Origin of the sequence: Bradyrhizobium sp. Arg237L (assembly GCF_029990105.1) — a bacterium.
Taxonomy (GTDB): domain Bacteria; phylum Pseudomonadota; class Alphaproteobacteria; order Rhizobiales; family Xanthobacteraceae; genus Bradyrhizobium.
The window spans coordinates 77,584-94,173 of sequence record NZ_JAQMIL010000012.1 but is presented as its reverse complement, the minus strand read 5'-3'; the positions used below and the strand labels follow the sequence as shown (position 1 = coordinate 94,173).

Below are 16,590 nucleotides of genomic sequence, written 5' to 3'. Positions count from 1 at the left end.
ATGTCCGCTTATCGTATCAACCGCCTCGTCCTCACCGGCGCCCTGCTCACGCTCGGCATCCTCGCCAGCGGCTGCTCCTCGATCGACCGCCTCTCCCAGATCGGCGAACAGCCGAAGCTGACCGCAATCGAAAATCCGACCACGCAGCCCGGCTACAAGCCGGTGCAGATGCCGATGCCGAAGCCGGAAGTGGCCTCCTACAGCCCGAACTCGCTGTGGCGCAACGGCTCCAGAGCCTTCTTCAAGGACCAGCGCGCCGCGCGCGTCGGCGACCTGCTGACGGTGACCGTCAATTTCACCGACAAAGCCAACATCGCCAACGAGACCCAGCGCAGCCGCACCGCCAAGGAAGATTCTGGTATCACCGACTTCCTCGGCTCCCAAACGGTTACGCAGCCGCTAAAGGTCCTGCCGGGCAAAATCCTCACCACGGACTCGACCTCGTCCAGCGACGGCAAGGGTTCGGTGAACCGGCAGGAAGCGTTGCAGACCAACGTCGCCGCGGTCGTCACGCAGGTGCTGCCCAACGGCAACCTCGTGGTCGAAGGCAAGCAGGAGATCCGCGTCAATTTCGAGATCCGCGAACTGATCGTCGCGGGCGTCGTGCGGCCCGAGGATATCCAGAGCGACAACACCATCGATTCAAGCAAGATCGCCCAGGCCCGCATCGCCTATGGCGGCCGCGGCCAGATCACCGACGTCCAGCAGCCCCGCTACGGACAGCAGGTGATGGACGTGCTGCTGCCGTTCTGACCTTCTTCAAACGAGCTCCCACACTTTATTGCGAACCTAGGCGCAGTGAAGTGTTCCAACGCGGCCCTCGCTAGCTCCCCTAGCGGGGGCCGCGGCTTTTTGGCGACCACGTGCCCGGTGTATAGTCGCGTGATGCGGAGCGAGAACGAGGTTCGGATCAGCCTGACGCGACGCGCTTGCCTCGGCGCTGCGCTCGCCATCCTGTGCGCGCCGCCTGCGTCGGCGGCCGATCCGAGCATCGCGCTCGCGCCAACGGACATGGCGCGCATTGGTTCGATCGACGAGCGCTTTCAATCCTACAATGTCGAGATGGTCGAGGTGACCGGCGGGCGCTTCTGGCGTCCCTACGCCGATCGGCGCAAACCTTCTTCGAAGGCGGATGGCATCCCGGCCGGCAGGGATCCCGCGATGTACGCCTACCGCAAGCCGATCGATCTCGCCAATCCGCGACTGCGCAAGCTCGCCGCGGCGCTGGGGCCGGCCTATCTGCGCGTGAGCGGCCGCTGGGCCAACATCGCCTATTTCGATGACACCGATGAGAACGCGCGGTCGCCACCTCCCGGCTTCAACGGCGTGCTGACACGCCGTCAATGGAAAGGCGTTGTCGACTTCGCGCGCGCGGTGGACGCAAGACTCGTCACCTCCTTTGCGACAGGCCTGGGCACGCGCGATGCCAGCGGCGTCTGGACGCCGGCGCAGGCACAGAAGCTGATCGCGGCGACGCAGGCACTCGGCGGCAACATCGCAGCGGCCGAGTTCATGAACGAGCCCGACCTCGCCGCCATCGGCGGCCTGCCGTCCGATTATGATGCCGCGAGCTTCGGACGCGACATCGCCGTGTTCGCGCCGTTCCTCAAGCATGCCTCATCGGAAACAATCCTGCTTGGGCCGGGCACCGTGAGCACAGGCGGATCGGGCGATGCGCTCGGCAGTGAGAAGCTGTTGGCAGCAGCAGGCCCCGTGTTCGACGCGATCTCCTTCCATTATTACGGCGCCCTCTCGCCACGTTGCAGCAAGAGGGTGCCATCGGCTGCGGTAAGCGACAGCAACGCGTTGTCACAAGACTGGTTGTCTGGCATCGATCGTGCAGCGTCGTTCTACGCAAACTTGCGCGATCGGTTCGCACCCGGTCGGCCGCTGTGGATCACAGAAACGGCCGATGCCGCCTGTGGTGGCAATCCTTGGAGCTCGACCTTCCTCGACAGCTTTCGCTATCTCGACACGCTTGGGCGCATGGCCAAACGCCAGGTGCAAGTCGTCATGCACAACACTCTTGCTGCCAGCGACTACGGCCTGCTGGAAGAGAAAGACTTCACGCCGCGTCCGAACTATTGGGCCGCACTGCTTTGGCGAAAACTGATGGGCACGGTCGTGCTCGACGTCGGATCGGCGGCGGTGCCGGGACTATATCTCTATGCGCATTGCCTGCGGGACACATCAGGCGGCGTGGCGCTGCTTGCCATCAACACCGATCGGATGGCGCGGCGGTCGCTCGCGTTCTCCGGAACGGCGCGACGCTACGCCCTGACCGCAGCCAATCTCACCGACACGCGCGTGCGCATGAATGGCCGCGAGTTGAGGCTTGCTGCGAATGATGAATTGCCTGCGCTCGAAGGCGAGCCGGTCGCGGCGTCACACACTGACTTGGCCCCGACCAGCATCGCATTTTTCTCGATCGCGGATGCGGCCAATCCCGCCTGCCGGTAGCGCCTGGAACGCCGGGCACCTCTGCATCGGAAGCATAACCCGGGAAACTACGTACAGCATATCGGACGAAGGCTGGTCCAGATCACGTTTCGACGAGATGTGATCACGCAAGTCCAGCCCGCTGGCACGAAGCCTGCATAAACCAATCCAACCGGGTATTCCCCAATCAACCGAAGGTCAAAATGCTTGTCACGCTTGTCGCTATTCTCTGCAACGGTCCGCTTTGTCTTGAAAAAGTCGTCACCAACAGCGAGCAATCCGGCATCACCATGGCAGCCTGCAGTGTAAATGCGCAAATCGGCATCGCCGACTGGCTCTCCAAGGGGCCGTATCACGAGTGGAGGCTGAAGAGCTACAAATGCGTCATGGGCAAATATACGCCCAAAAACGAGGCTTAGAGCGCGAAGCATGAGAGCGTAACGCGTGAGTCATGCGGCTCCTCCGATGAGGATCAGGTTGGCGATCTGATACACGTGCGGGTCAGGCATGACGGCGATTTTACGCGCAGCCTTTCACGCCCCATTAACCCTCGCGCCCTCACTCGCTGGAAGTTGGCGGCGTCGCGCTCTAGGTAGTGCGCAACGCAAATTTTCTCGTTATGGGTGTGTTCGATGATCAGGGATGGCGAATATGCCGTTTGGTTTCGGACGCCGCACGGCGAAGGCACCGGGATCATCTATCTTGCAAATGGCAGGATCTCGGGCGGCGACTGCATGTTCACCTATAGCGGCACTTACGAGCTCAACGAAGACCGATTTACTGCAACGCTGACAACCAAGCGCTACGCCGAAGGCCCGACCACCGTGTTCGGTGTCGACGAGGTCGAGGCAAAGCTGACCGGGGTCTTCAAGGGCCAGACCGCGGTGTGCTCCGGCACCGCAGAGCAAGCGCCGGGCGTGCGTTTCGAGGCCAACCTGTTTCCCCGTCCGGAGCCGCCGTCAGAGCGCGGCATCAAGCGCGCTGTCGGCGTGACCAGGCTGCCGCAAAGCCAGGCCGACCGCCACCGCCCCGCCAAGCCGTTTGCGGTCGGCTAGTGCGATCGCAGGGTTAGCCGCCCCCATTCTCCGCCGCTTCAACGCACGAAGGCGGGAGGCGTAACCGACAATCCCGGTCGCAGGCGAACGGCGGATTACGCTTGCGCCGTCGCTCGTTGAAGCTGCGGAAAACGGGACGCTAACTAACCCGCCCTGCCATTCATTTCGTGATGGCTGAGATGACGATGGCGCGCATGCCGTTCAATGAACGCGTGTCGCGCCGGCGGCCAATCGTTGCGCCAGTTGCCGTCGGTATAGGGATTGCCCGGCCCGATATTCTGGCAATTGGCATCGGGATAAAACTGCGCGCAGTAGCCGGGATCTTCGATCACCGCCTGAGCCGATGCCGGGCTTGCGAAAGCCGCCGCGATGACGCCAGCGGCGCCGATCAGTGCGTATTTCATCTTGGTCTCCTGGATGCGGAATCACACTTATTCGAAGTGGTGGGCCGCAGCGCCGGCGCCAATCATGGATCGCGCCGCCTTTCCCAACCGTGATAGTTCGCGATTGCAGCCGGTCACCGCAGTGACACCAAATGACGCGGTTCATTCACGCGCGCGGGAAAACTTCGCCGGGCAGAACTTGCCCACTCAGCGCCGAATGTCCTGAGGGTCGCGCCTATCCCGTTGAAATAACTCGCGTGCATGATGGCACACGGATTGCGTCCTGCGACCTCATCACGAATTGGGGCGCGACGTGCAGATATCGACGACGATCTCCTCCTATAGCTTTGTTACCGCGAGCACGAAGAACACTGCCGCAAAGGACGTCTCGAGCGCCGACGATCAAGCTTCCACCCAACCCGCGCGGGAAACGTCCCTCGGCAACGGTATCGAGGAGGAGTTCCTCAAATACGCCCACATGAACCCGATCGACCGGATGCGCGCGAACATCCTGAAGAGCATGAACCTGACCGAGCAGGACCTGCAAAACATGACGCCGCAACAGCGCCAGGCCGTGGAGCAGAAGATCAAGGACCTCATCGAGCAGCAATTCCATGAGAACGCGGACAAGAAGGGCCAGCTCGTCGACGTGTCGGCGTAGCACCGCCACCGTTTCCGCCGTCATTCCGGGGCGCGCGTCAGCGCGAGCCCGGAATCCATTCGTCCACTTGCGCAAGCGGTGAAATGGATTCCGGGCTTATCGCTTCGCGATGCCCCGGAATGACAGCCCCCCGTCATTGCGAGCCAACGGGTCGCGCGAACGCGCGCCCGATGACAGGCTCCGCGAAGCAATCCACGTCTCCACAAGCGGCGCTATGGATTGCTTCGCGCTGCTCGCAATGACGATGTGGATGCTTTCGGTGCGACATAACAACCCGACGGGCAAATCAGCCGCCCCCCTGTCCAGCCCTCGCGCAGAAAATATTCCGCTTTCGCCGTCGGGCAAATCAGTGATTTAACTCCGCGCGTCTCACGGCGGATGAGGGGCGGGTCGCGATCGTCACGAACGTTGCGGTGAGATGCGGTGGACGCGGGTGTCACGACTGACGAGCGTGGCGCTCACGGACGGCGAAGTCGTGTGGTCCTGGCGCCCCGACGCTGGCGCTAAGTTTTTCGCGCGAACTTTTTTCGCGCTTGAGATGACGGTGGCAAGAAAGCCCGGTCACCGGGGAGAGCACGAAGGAAACCGTAACACCATCGCGCAGGGAAAGCCGGAATGCTTCGGTTGAACCTGTGGTCCTACCCCCGTGCTTTTTGTTGCACGGGACCCATGGGTGCAACCGGCACCCGGCTTTCCCTGCGCCCTCTATTCAAGAAGAGGGTGAGACGAACGAAAAGCTCGGACGCAACGCGTCGCGAGAATGCAGATTCACATCCGCTGTTTGAATCAGACGTAGGATGGGTAGAGCGCAGCGAAACCCATCATTCGCGCGGCTTGCTCCATCGCGATGGGTTTCGCTGCGCTCTAGCCATCCTACGAGACTGCTGTTTGAAAATTAAATCCGAACTCTCCCGCGGTCGTCCCGGGCTTGACCCGGGACCCATAACCACAGGCCCTTGTCGTGTGCTCCGCTGCAACCGCTTGCTCGCTCCATAATCACTCCCTGTGGTTATGGGTCCCGGCGTTCGCCGGGACGACGAAGAGAGCAGCGCACTCGAACCTACTTACCGCATCACGCGAACGTGGCCTTCACCTTGCCCAGACCCGCGAGCTCCATCACGACGCTGTCGCCGGCGTTGAGCCATATCGTCCTCACCAGGCTGCCTGTCAGCACCACCTGTCCGGCGTGCAGGCCCTTGCCTTCGGCGGCGAGATGGTTGGCGAGCCAGGCGAGTGCGTTATGGGGATGACCAAGCACGTCGGCGCCGGTGCCGCTCGCCACCTCCTCGCCATTGATGAGCGCGCGGCCCTTGACGTCGTGCAGATCGGGTGCGGTGATGCGTGGCACTGCCGTGCCCAGCACGCAACCGGCGGCGAAAAAGTCGTCCGCGATCAGCGTCGGCGCGCCCATCGCCTCCCATTTCGCGTAGCGGTCGTCGACGATCTCGATCGCGGGATGATACTCCGCCACCGCCTCCGCGACCCATTCGGCGGTGAACGGCGCCTCGCCCGGCGCCAGATCGCGCGCCAGCTTCACCGCGATCTCGCATTCGACGCCGACGCGGACATAGTCGGCCATCTTGAGCTCGGCACCGCTCTCATACACGCCCTTCTCGAACACGCCGCCGCCGCAAGGATGGGCGATGCCGAGATAGTCCTGCATCACCGCACTGGTGCAGCCGATCTTGTAGCCGACGAGCGCGCCGACCTTCGGCAGCAAGAGGTCATGCACCGCGCGCTGGACCTGATAGCCCTCCTCCTCATCGGCCGGCACCAGATCCGCCGGCAGCGTCGCCAGCGGCGCGCGGTTACGGCGAGCGGTGGCGATGGCCTTTGCGGCCGCTGCGGTCCTGTCCATGGCCACCTCCCGGATTGCGTTGTCGAGATGGCAATTCAGCACCACGGCGCGCGCTTGACAAGCGCGTCACATACGCGCTCACGCCTTGACAAGGCCGAGCCTGATCAGGCTTTCGGCGGTCGCAAGGATCGTCTCGTCATCGCGGCGCGGCGTCCAATCGAGCTTTTCGCGGGCCTTCGCGCTGGTGGAGCGGCGGACCTTGCCGAGCATCGGCACGGCATAGCGCAGCACGGGAACGCCCGTTGCGGCCAGCCGCACCACCCAGTCCGGCGCCTGGAAGCGCGGCACCCGCCGGGCGGCGGAACCGAGCTCGCGCCGCAGGAGATTTGCGATATCGAGCATCGACATCGGATCTCCGGCAACCGCGATGAAGCGTTCGCCGCGCGCCGCCGGCGAGGTCATCGCGCGCAGATGCAGGTCCGCCACGTCGCGCACGTCGACCACGGCGAAATAGATCCGCGGCACCGCCGGCATCGCGCCGTTGAGCAGCATCTTGATGATGTCGATCGAGCCGGAGAAATCCGGCCCCAGGACCGGCCCGAACACGCCGACGGGATTGATGACGGAAAGCTCCAGTCCGCCGCCCTCCTTCGCAATGAATTCCCAGGCCGCGCGCTCGGCGAGCGTCTTCGACTTGACGTAGGCGAACACGTCAGCGCCATCGAGGTTGGTCCAGCTCGTCTCGTCGAACGGCTGCGCCTGCGGCGGGTGGCCGTAGCCGATCGCCCCCATCGACGACGTGACGACGACACGCTTGACGCCGGCATCGCGCGCGGCGCGCAGCACCCGGAGAGTCCCGTCGCGCGCGGGAATGATCATCTCGTTCTCGTCCCTGGGCACGCTGCTGCTGAGCGGAGACGCGACATGCAGCACGTAATCGCAACCCGCCACCGCCTCGCGCCAGCCGGCATCCTGCGTGAGATCGGCGGTGAAGAACGATACGCTCTCGGGCGATGGCGCATTGCCTTGGTGCAGCATCGCGAGCACATCCTTGCTGCGCTCCGGCCGGCGCACCGTGGTGCGCACCTGATGGCCCTCGACCAGCAACTGCAGGATGGTGTGCACCCCGATGAAGCCCGATCCGCCCGTAACCAAAACGGTGCTCATCCGACAAAGCCTTTCCCAAATCTTCGGCCCTCGGCGCGGAAATTCGCTTCGCCGGCCTGCAACAACCGCATCTGGGCCACTATCTGCGAGAGGACAAGTAGGATGAAATTCGAGACCGGTATGGAAAACAATACCATGTCGCCCTGCGATTCCGCCGAATGCGCAGATTGCGCACCCGACCCGGCACTGCTCGGCGATTTCAAGCACGCCATTCACGCACTCGGCGGCAAATGGAAACTCGAAATCCTTTTTGCGCTGATGAACGGCGCAATCCGCTTCGGCGCCCTGCGCCGCTCGCTCGGCGGCGTCACCCAGCACATGCTGACCGCGCAACTGCGCGAGCTCGAACGCGACGGCCTGGTCCTTCGTACCGTGCTTGCCGAAAAGCCGCTGCGGGTGGAATACGAATTGACCGACGCCGCTTACGGCCTGTTGCCGGCGTTCCGCGAACTGCTCGCCTGGTCGAAGACCTATGGCGCACGCGGCCATGCGACCGCGCGCGAAGCGACACTCGGCGCCGAACTCGCCTGAATGTCGCTTCGCAGCTTTACGTTATCCCGTCATTCCCAGCGCCCGCCGGATCGCGATCTCGACCGGCGAATAGGCGCCGTCGGGACGCTCGAGCCGATAGGGCTCCCTCAATGGCAGCGCGGGCTGTGCCATGAAGCGAGGCGCCCTGCCCTGGTGCCGTTGGGCGGCGTGAACCAGGAAGGGATGGCAGAGATAGACCGTGCCCGCCTCGCCGGTCGCCAGCGCAATCGGGCAATCGGCGCCCATCTCGTCCAGCGCCATGCGGGCACGGCCGGCCTCGCCCGCAGGTGCGAGATAGCGCGCCATCGGCTGGTGCGAGCCGACCCTGATGCGCGTCGGCGCGTCCTGTTCGCCGACGTCGGAGAACAGGAACAGCATCAGCAATGCGCGCCCGCGCGAGGTGACATTGACGCGCCAGGCCGAGAAATCCTGCCGCTCATTCGGATCGCAATCCTCGCCGGGGAAGCTGAGGTCGACGTGCCAGCCGGCGTCGCCGGGATCGTCCGGATGCGGAAAGCGTACCGGAAAGGTGCCGATATCCTGTCGCGGCCACCAGCGGCCTGTGCCGACGATCTGGTCGAGCGCCGCATGCAGGACGGGCATGTTGATCGCCTGCCGGAACGGTGGCTGGCCATAGAAGCCCAGTCGCACCACCGGGCGTGTCCATGTTGCGGGCGCGTGCTCGCGGCATGGCAAGTCGCGCCACAGGATGGCGCACGCCTCCTCCGCGAGCTCGCGCGGAAAGGCGTCGTCGATCCTGACAAAGCCGTGTTCGATGAATTGGGCAATTTGCGCGTCGCTGAGCGAACGCGCGCGTTCGTGGTCGGTCATCATGATGATCTCTCAAGCTGGCGCCAGACATTATTGCGCTGCGTCATGCAGCGGCGGTCGGGCTCAATCGGTCCAATGGGATGCCGCAGGCAGCGGCGGCTGGAGTCAGCGACCCAGCAAGAAGACCGAAGCGAAGTTGAGAATGGATTTCATCATCATGGCGGCGCGAAACTACCTCCGCCGGATGGCGGTTTCAATGGCACCGCCGCGAGCCTACCCCTATTCGTCGCGATAAACTTTTTCGCGCTTCTCGTGGCGTTCCTGGGCCTCGACCGAGAGCGTTGCGATCGGACGCGCCTCGAGCCGCTTGAGGGAGATCGGCTCGCCGGTCTCCTCGCAATAGCCGTAGGTGTTGTCCTCGATGCGCTGCAGTGCGGCATCGATCTTGGAGATCAGCTTGCGCTGGCGGTCGCGGGCGCGCAGCTCGATCGCACGGTCGGTCTCGGAGGAAGCACGGTCAGCAAGGTCGGGGTGGTTGACGTTCTCTTCCTGCAAGGTCTGCAGCGTGAGCTTCGACTCGCGGAGGATCTCATCCTTCCAGGCCAGCAGCTTGGCGCGGAAATAGTCGCGCTGACGCTCGTTCATGAAAGGCTCTTTTTCAGAAGGCCGGTAGTTCTTCAGCTTTTCCAAAGGCAGTCCATGTCCCTGTCAGGCGGACGAAAATGGGTCATCCGCGCGGCGCCTTATATAGCTACCTCATGTGACAGACAATATCGGCGCAACCCCTTCGAACCGCCATTTCCGCCCCCTTACACAGGCAAGTTGGCCCCGTTCCGCCAGGACCGGTCAGTGGGCTCATCCGGCGCCAACAGCCCCGAGAATGAAGGGTCCGGATCAGTCCTTTTTGCCCGGCCGACGGGAATTAAATCCGCGCTGACCAGACCGGACGAATCGCAGCCGAGGCAAACGACCTTAGGCCTGCCCGGCCTTGGCGAGTTCGACTTCGACGCGAAGCTCGATCTCGGACAGGACCGCATCAAGGCCGGGATCGCCGGAGGAAGATTTCAGGCTGGCCGCGGCATCGCGCAGCCGCGCGACGGTCGTCGCTTCCAGATTGCCGGCCAACAGGCCGATCTTGAGCTCATCGAGCACATCGAGCGCGCCGCGGCCCCGCGCGACCGAGCGCTTGCGGCGTTCCGTGGGGTCCTCGACACCTTGCAGCGCAAGCAGCGCATCGATATTCGCGGCGGCTTTCGGCGCGGCGCCGGAACGGACCTCGCCCGCTTCCGTCGAGGGTTCCGGCAGCGCGAAGCTGCTCGAGTCGTTCCGCCGCGTGCTGCTCGCGGGCGTTCCAAGCGTGGTGCCGTTCGGTCCTGAGATGCGCATCGTCGATGATCCCGCGGGCGTGCTGGCCGGAACCTTCGCCCCCTTATGGTTAATGGTCCGTAAACGACCCGGCAAAATCTGCCGCCGGCCGGCAGTTTCGACTCCGCCGGCAAACGGAGCGCGAACAGCGATCACGAAATTTCACTAAAGATATCAATTATTTGATGCATCACCCCGGCATGGCACAGGGCTCGCATAGTGAAGGAGCGGATCGCCCGCTATGGGAGTGGCGTGCCGGTCCGATGGAAGACCTCGAGGGGAGCACAGGGATGCCCGGCATCCGTTCGGCACATTTTTTCGCGGCCGCCTGCGCCGCGTGGCTCGTGCTCGCGCTGACCGCTTTGCCGGCCGGCGCGACGTCGCGGATCAAGGACCTCGCCAATATCGAAGGCGTGCGGCAGAACCAGTTGATCGGCTATGGCCTCGTGGTCGGCCTCAACGGCACCGGCGATACGCTCAACAACATCCCCTTCACCAAGCAATCGCTGCAGGCGATGCTGGAACGGATGGGCGTCAACATCCGCGGCGCCACCATCCGCACCGGCAACGTCGCCGCCGTGATGGTCACCGGCAATCTGCCGGCCTTCGGCACGCAGGGCACGCGGATGGATGTCACGGTGTCCGCGCTCGGCGACGCCAAGGATTTGCGTGGCGGCACCCTGCTCGTCACCCCCCTGCTCGGCGCCGACGGCAATGTCTACGCGGTCGCGCAGGGCACGCTCGCGATCTCCGGGTTCCAGGCCGAAGGCGAAGCCGCCAAGATCGTGCGCGGCGTGCCGACCGTCGGCCGCATTGCCAACGGCGCGATCATCGAGCGCGAGATCGAGTTCACGCTCAACCGCCTGCCTAACGTCCGGCTCGCGCTGCGCAACGCCGACTTCACCACCGCAAAGCGCATCGCGGCGGCGGTGAACGATTTCCTCGGGGTCAAGACCGCCGAGCCGATCGATCCCTCGACCGTGCAACTCAACATCCCGCCGGAGTTCAAGGGCAACGTCGTCGCCTTCCTGACCGAGATCGAGCAACTGCAGGTCGACCCGGATCTTGCCGCCAAGATCGTGATCGACGAGCGCTCCGGCATCATCGTGATGGGCCGCGACGTTCGCGTCGCCACCGTGGCGGTCGCGCAAGGCAATCTCACGGTGTCGATCTCCGAGAGCCCGCAAGTGAGCCAGCCGAATCCGCTGTCGCGGGGACGAACGGTGGTGACGCCGCGCTCGAATGTGCAGGTTACCGAAGACGGCAAGAAATTCGCCGTGGTGAAAGACGGCGTCTCGCTGCAGCAACTCGTCGACGGACTGAACGGGCTCGGGATCGGCCCGCGCGACCTGATCAGCATCCTGCAGGCGATCAAGGCCGCCGGTGCGATCCAGGCCGACATCGAGGTGATGTGATGCAGAGCGGATTCGTCGACGCCATCACCAGTCCCTATCGGGCGCCGCGCGGCAACGGCCGCAACGATCCGCAACTCGCTGAGGCGCTGACGAAGGTCTCGCCGGAAATGCAGGCGAAGGCACGCGCGAAGGCGCAGGACTTCGAGGCGCTGTTCCTCAATTCGATGTTTTCGCAGATGACCAGCGGCATCAAGGGCGAAGGCCCGTTTGGCGATACGCCTGGCACCGGCGTGTGGCGTTCGATGCTGACGGAAGAATATTCGAAATCGTTCGCGAAATCCGGCGGCGTCGGCATTTCCAACGAAGTGTTCCGCACGCTGATCCTGCAGCAGGCAGGCGGCGCCAGCCAAGCTTGAGGAGATCAGGACAAGATGAACCAGCGTCTTCAATCGCGGCCGGCGCCGGCGCAAGCCGTGAAGTCTGCAAGCTCGACACCTGCCGAAATTCGCAAGCTCGCGGAAGACCTGATGGACGTGATGAGCGCCCTGCTCGGCATCACCGAGCGCGAGACAGAGCTGGTACGCGCCGGCAAGGTACGCGAAGCGATGCAACTGGAAGCGCAGAAATCGGAATTGTCGCGTCGCTACATGGTCGCGGTCGAGAACGTGAAGGCTGCGCAAAAGCTGCTGGCACAGGCGGCGCCCGATCTCCTGAACACGCTGCGCCGCCATCACGACACCTTCCGCGCGATGCTGCAGGTCAACCTCACCGTTCTCGCCACCGCACATGCGGTGTCGGAGGGCATCGTGCGCGGCGTCAATAGCGAGATCCAGCGCCGCAACGTGCCGAATACCTACACCGCGGCCGGCCGGCGCGCTGCGCCTGGACCGCGCCACATCACGCCGCTCGCGGTCAGCCGGTCGCTCTAATTCGTTAAAATTGTCGCGCGAGCGTAAGCGCGGCATTCAGCGCATTCCCTAACAACCTGTTGAGAGGTGTGGCCTATAGTTGCGGTTCATGGAGGGTTGGGATTTGACTCGAAGCATTAGCTAGTGCGCACGCACTAGGAGGCGTGATGAGTACAGATTTCAGCATCAAGCCGGTCGGGGTACCGGTTGCGGCACCGATCACCGCTCCCGTCAGCGAGGCGGCGCGGAATGCCGTCTCAACCGAGCTGCCGCCGAGCCGGAGCGTCACCGCGGCGGATGCTGGCGCGCGCGCCAGCATCAATTCCAACGTCGTCAACGCGTCCGTTTCCAATCAAGTCATTATCGATCGCGACGCCGCTTCCGTCGTCTTTCAAGTCGTCGACAACCGCACGAGCCAGGTGGTGAGGCAGTTTCCTGAAGAGGCCGTGCTGCGCCGCCGCGCCTATTTCCGCACGCTCGACCTGACCAAGGAAACGCCGACACGTCTCGGCGCCACCGACCGCAGGGCCTGACGCTCAGCCTTGGCGCTTCGCGTAGGCCTGGTCGAGATACGTTCCCCCGGTCGCAGGATCGTTGACGACATTCTTGATCAGCGCCGTGCCGACCGAAGTCAGCGTAAACTTGGTATCGCCGACCCGGAACGACTGATCCTTGATCAGGACGTCCTGGTATTTGCTGGTGCCCTCGCTCTGGTAGTGCACCTTGGCGCGGAAGCCCGTGACGTTCGTGACCTGGATCTTGAACGACTTGTTGTTGGCGTATTTGCCGGTCCAACTGCCCTCGTAGAGCTCAGGATCAACAGCCACGTAGGGCGTCTTGGAGGGAACGTTCAGCCCGACGGCCTTGTAGTTGGCCGCCAGGATGCCCATCATGTCGGCCATTCGAGCCGCTCCACTCTGCCTAGCCGCGGCCGGCGAGGCCGGCGGCGAGGTTGCAGTTGATGTCGATCAGCGATTTCAGCTTCGCCGGATCCGGATTGATCTGCATCTCGACGGTCTGCTTCATCACGAACACGCCGATATTGGTGATGTTCTGGCGCACTTCGAGCGGCTGCGGATTGTCATTGGCCTGCGCAGCGCTCATGAAGATCGACCACAGGCGGCGATTGAACAGCAGCGCGTTCTGCATCGCCTTGTCCGGCCCACTCCAGTTCGTCTGGACTTCCTGAAGCTGTCGTGCAGCTTTTAGCAGCGCCTGCGCTTCGATTTCACGGGGGGACGCCGTCGTGGTTGACGTGCGTGCGTAGGCCTGAGCTGCATTTGACATTCACGAACCTCGGTGGGAGCGGTTTGGACCGCGGGGTCTCAAAAAGTGCCCAACTTTCATACAGACCGTGCCTTTAAATATGGTTAGCAACGGTTACCAAATGTGTCCGTTTTCCGGCAGAAGCCGCCACGCCACGCCTTAACTAAAACGAAGACGGCGGGGTTCCCCCCGCCGTCTCGCGCCGTTCTTGATTTGGTGAAGCTACGCTTAGCGGAGCAACTGCAGCACGCTCTGCTGGCTCTGGTTGGCGAGCGCGAGCGCGGAGACCGCGATCGACTGGCGGGTCGACAGCGCCTGGCTGTTGGCCGCTTCCTCGTTGGTGTCGGCCAGCGTCAGGTTGGACGAGCCGGTCTGCAGCACGTTGATCAGGTTCTTCGAGAAGTCCTGGCGGATCTGCACGATCGACAGGTTCGAACCGAAGGACGACGCCTGGGCGCGCAGCGTGCTGCTGGCGTTGGTCAGGCCGCTCACCACCTTCTGCACGGAGTCGTTGTCCTTGAAGTCGCCGGACGACAGCGCCGCAAGGCCAAGGCCCGCGGAGTTGAAGTTGACGCCGGAGATCGCCAGCGTCGACTTGCCGGTTTCGTTGAAGGTCAGCCGCAGCGTGTCGCCGGTGAGCAGGTTGACGCCGTTGAAGGAAGCATCCTGCGCCGTGGTCGTGATCTGGTTCAGGATGTTGTTGTACTGGGTGACGAGCGCGTCGCGGGCGGCGCTCGCCGACGCATCGACCACCGGATCGCTCGGGGTCTTGTTAAAGAACAACTGGCCCGACACCGCCGCGGTGCCGCTGATCAAGCCGATCGTAGCCGAAGCCGCGTCGTTCGCGGTGGTGATCGTCAGCGTGCCGTCCTGCGCCAGCGTGGCCTGGAGGTTGTTCGACTTCAGCTCTGCATTGAGATCGTTCAGCGAGGTGACGTGACCCGGACCGGTACCACCGAAGGTGATGCTGGTGGCGGTGCCGCCGCCCGTAGAGCCAATCGACAACGTCTGGCCGTCGAGCGGCGACGGGCCGTGGTCACGGGTCTTGCTGATCGGGCCAGCAAAGCCGAGGGCGGCCATCGCGGCCGTGTTCGAGCTGGTGATCGTCAGATCGCTGGTGGTGCCGGTATGCAGCGTAATCTGTCCGCCGGACACCGATGAAGAGTTCGGGGCCGCACCGGTCAGGGCGTCGATCTTGTGCAGCAGCGTATCGATGCTGTCGTCCTTGTTGATGTGGTTGTTGTCGGCCGCGCCATTGTCCACGAAGGTGATGGTCTTGCCGTTGACCGTGATCGTATCACCGGTCTGGAAGCCGGTGGTGATCGCGTCGCTGAGAGCGGCGGCAGTGCCCGACAGCTTGGTAGCACCGGTGATCTGCACGGCGCCGGCCGTGGGCGTGCGGCTCACCTTGTTGTCGGTGAGGCCGCTAAGCCCAAGCTTGGCCAGGGTGGCAGCATTGGAGCCCGAGAAGTCCACGTCCTGCGTTGCGCTCGTCAGAATATGGATCTTGCCGACATCGGCACCGGTTCCGATGCTGGCGGTAGCTCCAGAGGCGCCGTTAATGGCGGTGAGGATATCGCCAATAGTGCCGGTGGAGACGTCGATCGAAAGATCGTTGTTGGCCACCGAACCGGAGGTGCCGCCGCCGTTGTTGAACGCGATCGTCTTGCCGTTGATCACGAGGACATCGGAGTTCGTGAAGGCCGCGCCCGCTCCGACCAAGGCGTCCGCACCACCGGCAACCTGGGGACCGGAAAGCTTGGTCGCCGCCGTGATCGGGGTCGTGGTGTTGGTGGTGCTGGCGCGGGTCACATCCTGGGCCGTGGCCGAAAGGCCGAGCTTGGCCAGAGTGCCGGCGGCGCCACCGGTACCGTCCTCGATGTCGATGTCGTGGGCGAGACCAGTGCTGAGCTGGATCGCGCCGCCACTAATGCTGGATGCAACAGCACCGCCGGTGCCGGTATTGCCGGTGATCGCGTCGATCGCGCCCAGCAGGTCGCCCAGTGTCTGGTCGACACCGATCGTGTAGTTGCCGCTGCCATCGACCGCCGCGGCGCCCGTGGCTTGGAAGGTGATGGTCTTGCCGTTGACCGAGAAGGCAGCACCGACGGTCAGAGCGCCACCAGCCGCAGTGCTCAGAACCGAGGTTGCGTCCGACGCGGCATTGATCTGGGTACCCAAGGTGGCCAGGCTGTTGGTGTATGCGGTCTGGTGCGTGGCATTGACGCGCGTGCCGTCGGCCGAATTGGCGCTGTAGCTGGTCAGATTGTTGTTGACCGCGAGCGTGCCCTGGACCGTGGTATCGATCGCGGCGCCGGTACCGAGCAGGTTCGAGGCGGTGGCGCCGTTGATCTGAACGCTCACGCTGGACTTGGCGGAATAGCCGACAGTCGACTGCAAGGCCTGGGTCGCGACCGACTTGGCGCCGTCGACCAGCTTCTGCAGCGAGGTGATGCCGGTGTTGGCCGCCTGCAGCACCTGCACGCCGTTGCCGATGCCATCAAGCAGGTTGTTGATGTCGCTGGCGCGATTGTCGAGCGCGGCGGCGGTGAAGAAGTTGGTGGGGTTATCGAGGGCCGAGTTGACCTTCTTGCCCGTGGAAAGACGGCTTTGGGTGGTGGCGAGCAGGTCGGCAGTCGACTGCAGCGAGAGGAGGTTCTGGCGAACCGAAGACGAAAGAACAATGCCGGACATTTTTCATACCTTTCTGGTGTGAAACAGGAACAAGTCGCTTCCAATCGTTTTTGATCGGACGACGGCTCACCTTGGAACCAAGTCTCCTAAGAAAAAATGAATCTTCCAGGTCGCATTTCGAGCCCGCGAACAGCGTGAAAATGCTACGCGGTGACACAGATGCTCCGGAATACTACTGAACTGGCTGCGCCGTCGGA

At 63.6% G+C, this 16,590-nt stretch carries 19 protein-coding genes; 10 read left to right on the top strand and 9 right to left on the bottom strand.

The window, feature by feature from the left end; translation table 11 throughout:
• The 4 genes from flgH to OZ411_RS09970 all read left to right on the top strand — a co-directional run bounded on the left by flgH (position 1) and on the right by OZ411_RS09970 (position 3,494).
• Positions 1–753: a flagellar basal body L-ring protein FlgH gene (gene flgH / locus OZ411_RS09985; protein ID WP_130578832.1), complete on the top strand. Its 753-nt coding sequence runs from the start codon at positions 1–3 to the stop codon at positions 751–753.
• Positions 754–885: 132 nt separating this feature from the next.
• The gene (locus tag OZ411_RS09980; protein WP_282527839.1) at positions 886–2,460 is read left to right on the top strand and encodes a hypothetical protein; all 1,575 of its coding nucleotides are present in this window, start codon (positions 886–888) and stop codon (positions 2,458–2,460) included.
• A gap of 182 nt (positions 2,461–2,642) precedes the next feature.
• The gene (locus OZ411_RS09975) at positions 2,643–2,858 is read left to right on the top strand and encodes a hypothetical protein (RefSeq protein WP_130578834.1); all 216 of its coding nucleotides are present in this window, start codon (positions 2,643–2,645) and stop codon (positions 2,856–2,858) included.
• 213 nt (positions 2,859–3,071) lie between these two features.
• Positions 3,072–3,494 carry a hypothetical protein gene (locus OZ411_RS09970; protein ID WP_282527794.1) on the top strand — a complete coding sequence of 141 codons (423 nt, stop codon included), beginning with the start codon at positions 3,072–3,074 and terminating at the stop codon, positions 3,492–3,494.
• 143 nt (positions 3,495–3,637) lie between these two features.
• Here OZ411_RS09970 and OZ411_RS09965 read toward each other — a convergent pair whose 3' ends face one another.
• Positions 3,638–3,898: a hypothetical protein gene (locus OZ411_RS09965; protein WP_282527793.1), complete on the bottom strand. Its 261-nt coding sequence runs from the start codon at positions 3,896–3,898 to the stop codon at positions 3,638–3,640.
• A 292-nt stretch (positions 3,899–4,190) separates the two neighbouring features.
• Here OZ411_RS09965 and OZ411_RS09960 point away from each other — a divergent pair, with 292 nt between their 5' ends.
• Positions 4,191–4,538, top strand: coding sequence for a hypothetical protein (locus tag OZ411_RS09960; RefSeq protein ID WP_282527792.1), 348 nt, complete (start codon positions 4,191–4,193; stop codon positions 4,536–4,538).
• Positions 4,539–5,610: 1,072 nt separating this feature from the next.
• Here the strand turns inward: OZ411_RS09960 and OZ411_RS09955 are convergent.
• Both OZ411_RS09955 and OZ411_RS09950 read right to left on the bottom strand, forming a co-directional pair.
• Positions 5,611–6,396: a fumarylacetoacetate hydrolase family protein gene (locus tag OZ411_RS09955; RefSeq protein ID WP_282527791.1), complete on the bottom strand. Its 786-nt coding sequence runs from the start codon at positions 6,394–6,396 to the stop codon at positions 5,611–5,613.
• A 78-nt stretch (positions 6,397–6,474) separates the two neighbouring features.
• Positions 6,475–7,503, bottom strand: a complete 1,029-nt coding sequence (locus tag OZ411_RS09950; RefSeq protein ID WP_282527790.1) for an aldehyde reductase — start codon at positions 7,501–7,503, stop codon at positions 6,475–6,477.
• A 102-nt stretch (positions 7,504–7,605) separates the two neighbouring features.
• Between OZ411_RS09950 and OZ411_RS09945 the strand changes: the two genes are divergently transcribed.
• A complete protein-coding gene (locus OZ411_RS09945) occupies positions 7,606–8,034 on the top strand; it encodes a helix-turn-helix domain-containing protein (protein WP_282527789.1) in 429 nt (142 codons plus the stop codon).
• 21 nt (positions 8,035–8,055) lie between these two features.
• On the opposite strand, the gene OZ411_RS09940 is transcribed toward OZ411_RS09945, so the two are convergent.
• The 3 genes from OZ411_RS09940 to OZ411_RS09930 form a co-directional block, all read right to left on the bottom strand.
• Positions 8,056–8,865 carry a phytanoyl-CoA dioxygenase family protein gene (locus OZ411_RS09940; protein ID WP_282527838.1) on the bottom strand — a complete coding sequence of 270 codons (810 nt, stop codon included), beginning with the start codon at positions 8,863–8,865 and terminating at the stop codon, positions 8,056–8,058.
• Positions 8,866–9,084: 219 nt separating this feature from the next.
• Positions 9,085–9,450 (bottom strand): RNA polymerase-binding protein DksA, encoded by a 366-nt coding sequence (gene dksA, locus OZ411_RS09935; protein ID WP_196237262.1) that lies wholly within the window; start codon positions 9,448–9,450, stop codon positions 9,085–9,087.
• A gap of 327 nt (positions 9,451–9,777) precedes the next feature.
• Positions 9,778–10,191 (bottom strand): flagellar assembly protein FliX, encoded by a 414-nt coding sequence (locus OZ411_RS09930; RefSeq protein ID WP_282527788.1) that lies wholly within the window; start codon positions 10,189–10,191, stop codon positions 9,778–9,780.
• Between the two features lie 269 nt (positions 10,192–10,460).
• Here OZ411_RS09930 and OZ411_RS09925 point away from each other — a divergent pair, with 269 nt between their 5' ends.
• The 4 genes from OZ411_RS09925 to OZ411_RS09910 all read left to right on the top strand — a co-directional run bounded on the left by OZ411_RS09925 (position 10,461) and on the right by OZ411_RS09910 (position 12,966).
• Positions 10,461–11,585 (top strand): flagellar basal body P-ring protein FlgI, encoded by a 1,125-nt coding sequence (locus tag OZ411_RS09925; RefSeq protein WP_130582400.1) that lies wholly within the window; start codon positions 10,461–10,463, stop codon positions 11,583–11,585.
• Positions 11,585–11,941, top strand: coding sequence for a flagellar assembly peptidoglycan hydrolase FlgJ (flgJ, locus tag OZ411_RS09920; RefSeq protein WP_282527787.1), 357 nt, complete (start codon positions 11,585–11,587; stop codon positions 11,939–11,941). Before OZ411_RS09925 ends, flgJ begins: the two co-directional genes overlap by 1 nt.
• Positions 11,942–11,956: 15 nt before the next feature.
• Positions 11,957–12,454: a hypothetical protein gene (locus OZ411_RS09915; protein WP_282527786.1), complete on the top strand. Its 498-nt coding sequence runs from the start codon at positions 11,957–11,959 to the stop codon at positions 12,452–12,454.
• 146 nt (positions 12,455–12,600) lie between these two features.
• Complete coding sequence (locus OZ411_RS09910) at positions 12,601–12,966, top strand: flagellar protein FlaG (protein WP_130582397.1); 366 nt, start codon at positions 12,601–12,603, stop codon at positions 12,964–12,966.
• A gap of 3 nt (positions 12,967–12,969) precedes the next feature.
• On the opposite strand, the gene OZ411_RS09905 is transcribed toward OZ411_RS09910, so the two are convergent.
• From OZ411_RS09905 to OZ411_RS09895, 3 genes are all read right to left on the bottom strand, one after another.
• Complete coding sequence (locus OZ411_RS09905) at positions 12,970–13,335, bottom strand: hypothetical protein (RefSeq protein ID WP_130582396.1); 366 nt, start codon at positions 13,333–13,335, stop codon at positions 12,970–12,972.
• A gap of 19 nt (positions 13,336–13,354) precedes the next feature.
• Positions 13,355–13,720, bottom strand: a complete 366-nt coding sequence (gene flaF / locus OZ411_RS09900; RefSeq protein WP_130582395.1) for a flagellar biosynthesis regulator FlaF — start codon at positions 13,718–13,720, stop codon at positions 13,355–13,357.
• A gap of 207 nt (positions 13,721–13,927) precedes the next feature.
• Positions 13,928–16,393 carry a flagellin gene (locus OZ411_RS09895; protein WP_282527785.1) on the bottom strand — a complete coding sequence of 822 codons (2,466 nt, stop codon included), beginning with the start codon at positions 16,391–16,393 and terminating at the stop codon, positions 13,928–13,930.
• Between the last annotated feature and the right edge of the window lie 197 nt (positions 16,394–16,590).

Coding starts and splice junctions, on each gene's coding strand:
- flgH (WP_130578832.1), top strand. CDS start 1: ATGTCCGCTTATCGTATCAACCGCCTCGTCCTCACCGGCGCCCTGCTC.
- OZ411_RS09980 (WP_282527839.1), top strand. CDS start 886: ATGCGGAGCGAGAACGAGGTTCGGATCAGCCTGACGCGACGCGCTTGC.
- OZ411_RS09975 (WP_130578834.1), top strand. CDS start 2,643: ATGCTTGTCACGCTTGTCGCTATTCTCTGCAACGGTCCGCTTTGTCTT.
- OZ411_RS09970 (WP_282527794.1), top strand. CDS start 3,072: ATGATCAGGGATGGCGAATATGCCGTTTGGTTTCGGACGCCGCACGGC.
- OZ411_RS09965 (WP_282527793.1), bottom strand. CDS start 3,898: ATGAAATACGCACTGATCGGCGCCGCTGGCGTCATCGCGGCGGCTTTC.
- OZ411_RS09955 (WP_282527791.1), bottom strand. CDS start 6,396: ATGGACAGGACCGCAGCGGCCGCAAAGGCCATCGCCACCGCTCGCCGT.
- OZ411_RS09950 (WP_282527790.1), bottom strand. CDS start 7,503: ATGAGCACCGTTTTGGTTACGGGCGGATCGGGCTTCATCGGGGTGCAC.
- OZ411_RS09945 (WP_282527789.1), top strand. CDS start 7,606: ATGAAATTCGAGACCGGTATGGAAAACAATACCATGTCGCCCTGCGAT.
- OZ411_RS09940 (WP_282527838.1), bottom strand. CDS start 8,865: ATGACCGACCACGAACGCGCGCGTTCGCTCAGCGACGCGCAAATTGCC.
- dksA (WP_196237262.1), bottom strand. CDS start 9,450: ATGAACGAGCGTCAGCGCGACTATTTCCGCGCCAAGCTGCTGGCCTGG.
- OZ411_RS09930 (WP_282527788.1), bottom strand. CDS start 10,191: ATGCGCATCTCAGGACCGAACGGCACCACGCTTGGAACGCCCGCGAGC.
- OZ411_RS09925 (WP_130582400.1), top strand. CDS start 10,461: ATGCCCGGCATCCGTTCGGCACATTTTTTCGCGGCCGCCTGCGCCGCG.
- flgJ (WP_282527787.1), top strand. CDS start 11,585: ATGCAGAGCGGATTCGTCGACGCCATCACCAGTCCCTATCGGGCGCCG.
- OZ411_RS09915 (WP_282527786.1), top strand. CDS start 11,957: ATGAACCAGCGTCTTCAATCGCGGCCGGCGCCGGCGCAAGCCGTGAAG.
- OZ411_RS09910 (WP_130582397.1), top strand. CDS start 12,601: ATGAGTACAGATTTCAGCATCAAGCCGGTCGGGGTACCGGTTGCGGCA.
- OZ411_RS09905 (WP_130582396.1), bottom strand. CDS start 13,335: ATGGCCGACATGATGGGCATCCTGGCGGCCAACTACAAGGCCGTCGGG.
- flaF (WP_130582395.1), bottom strand. CDS start 13,720: ATGTCAAATGCAGCTCAGGCCTACGCACGCACGTCAACCACGACGGCG.
- OZ411_RS09895 (WP_282527785.1), bottom strand. CDS start 16,393: ATGTCCGGCATTGTTCTTTCGTCTTCGGTTCGCCAGAACCTCCTCTCG.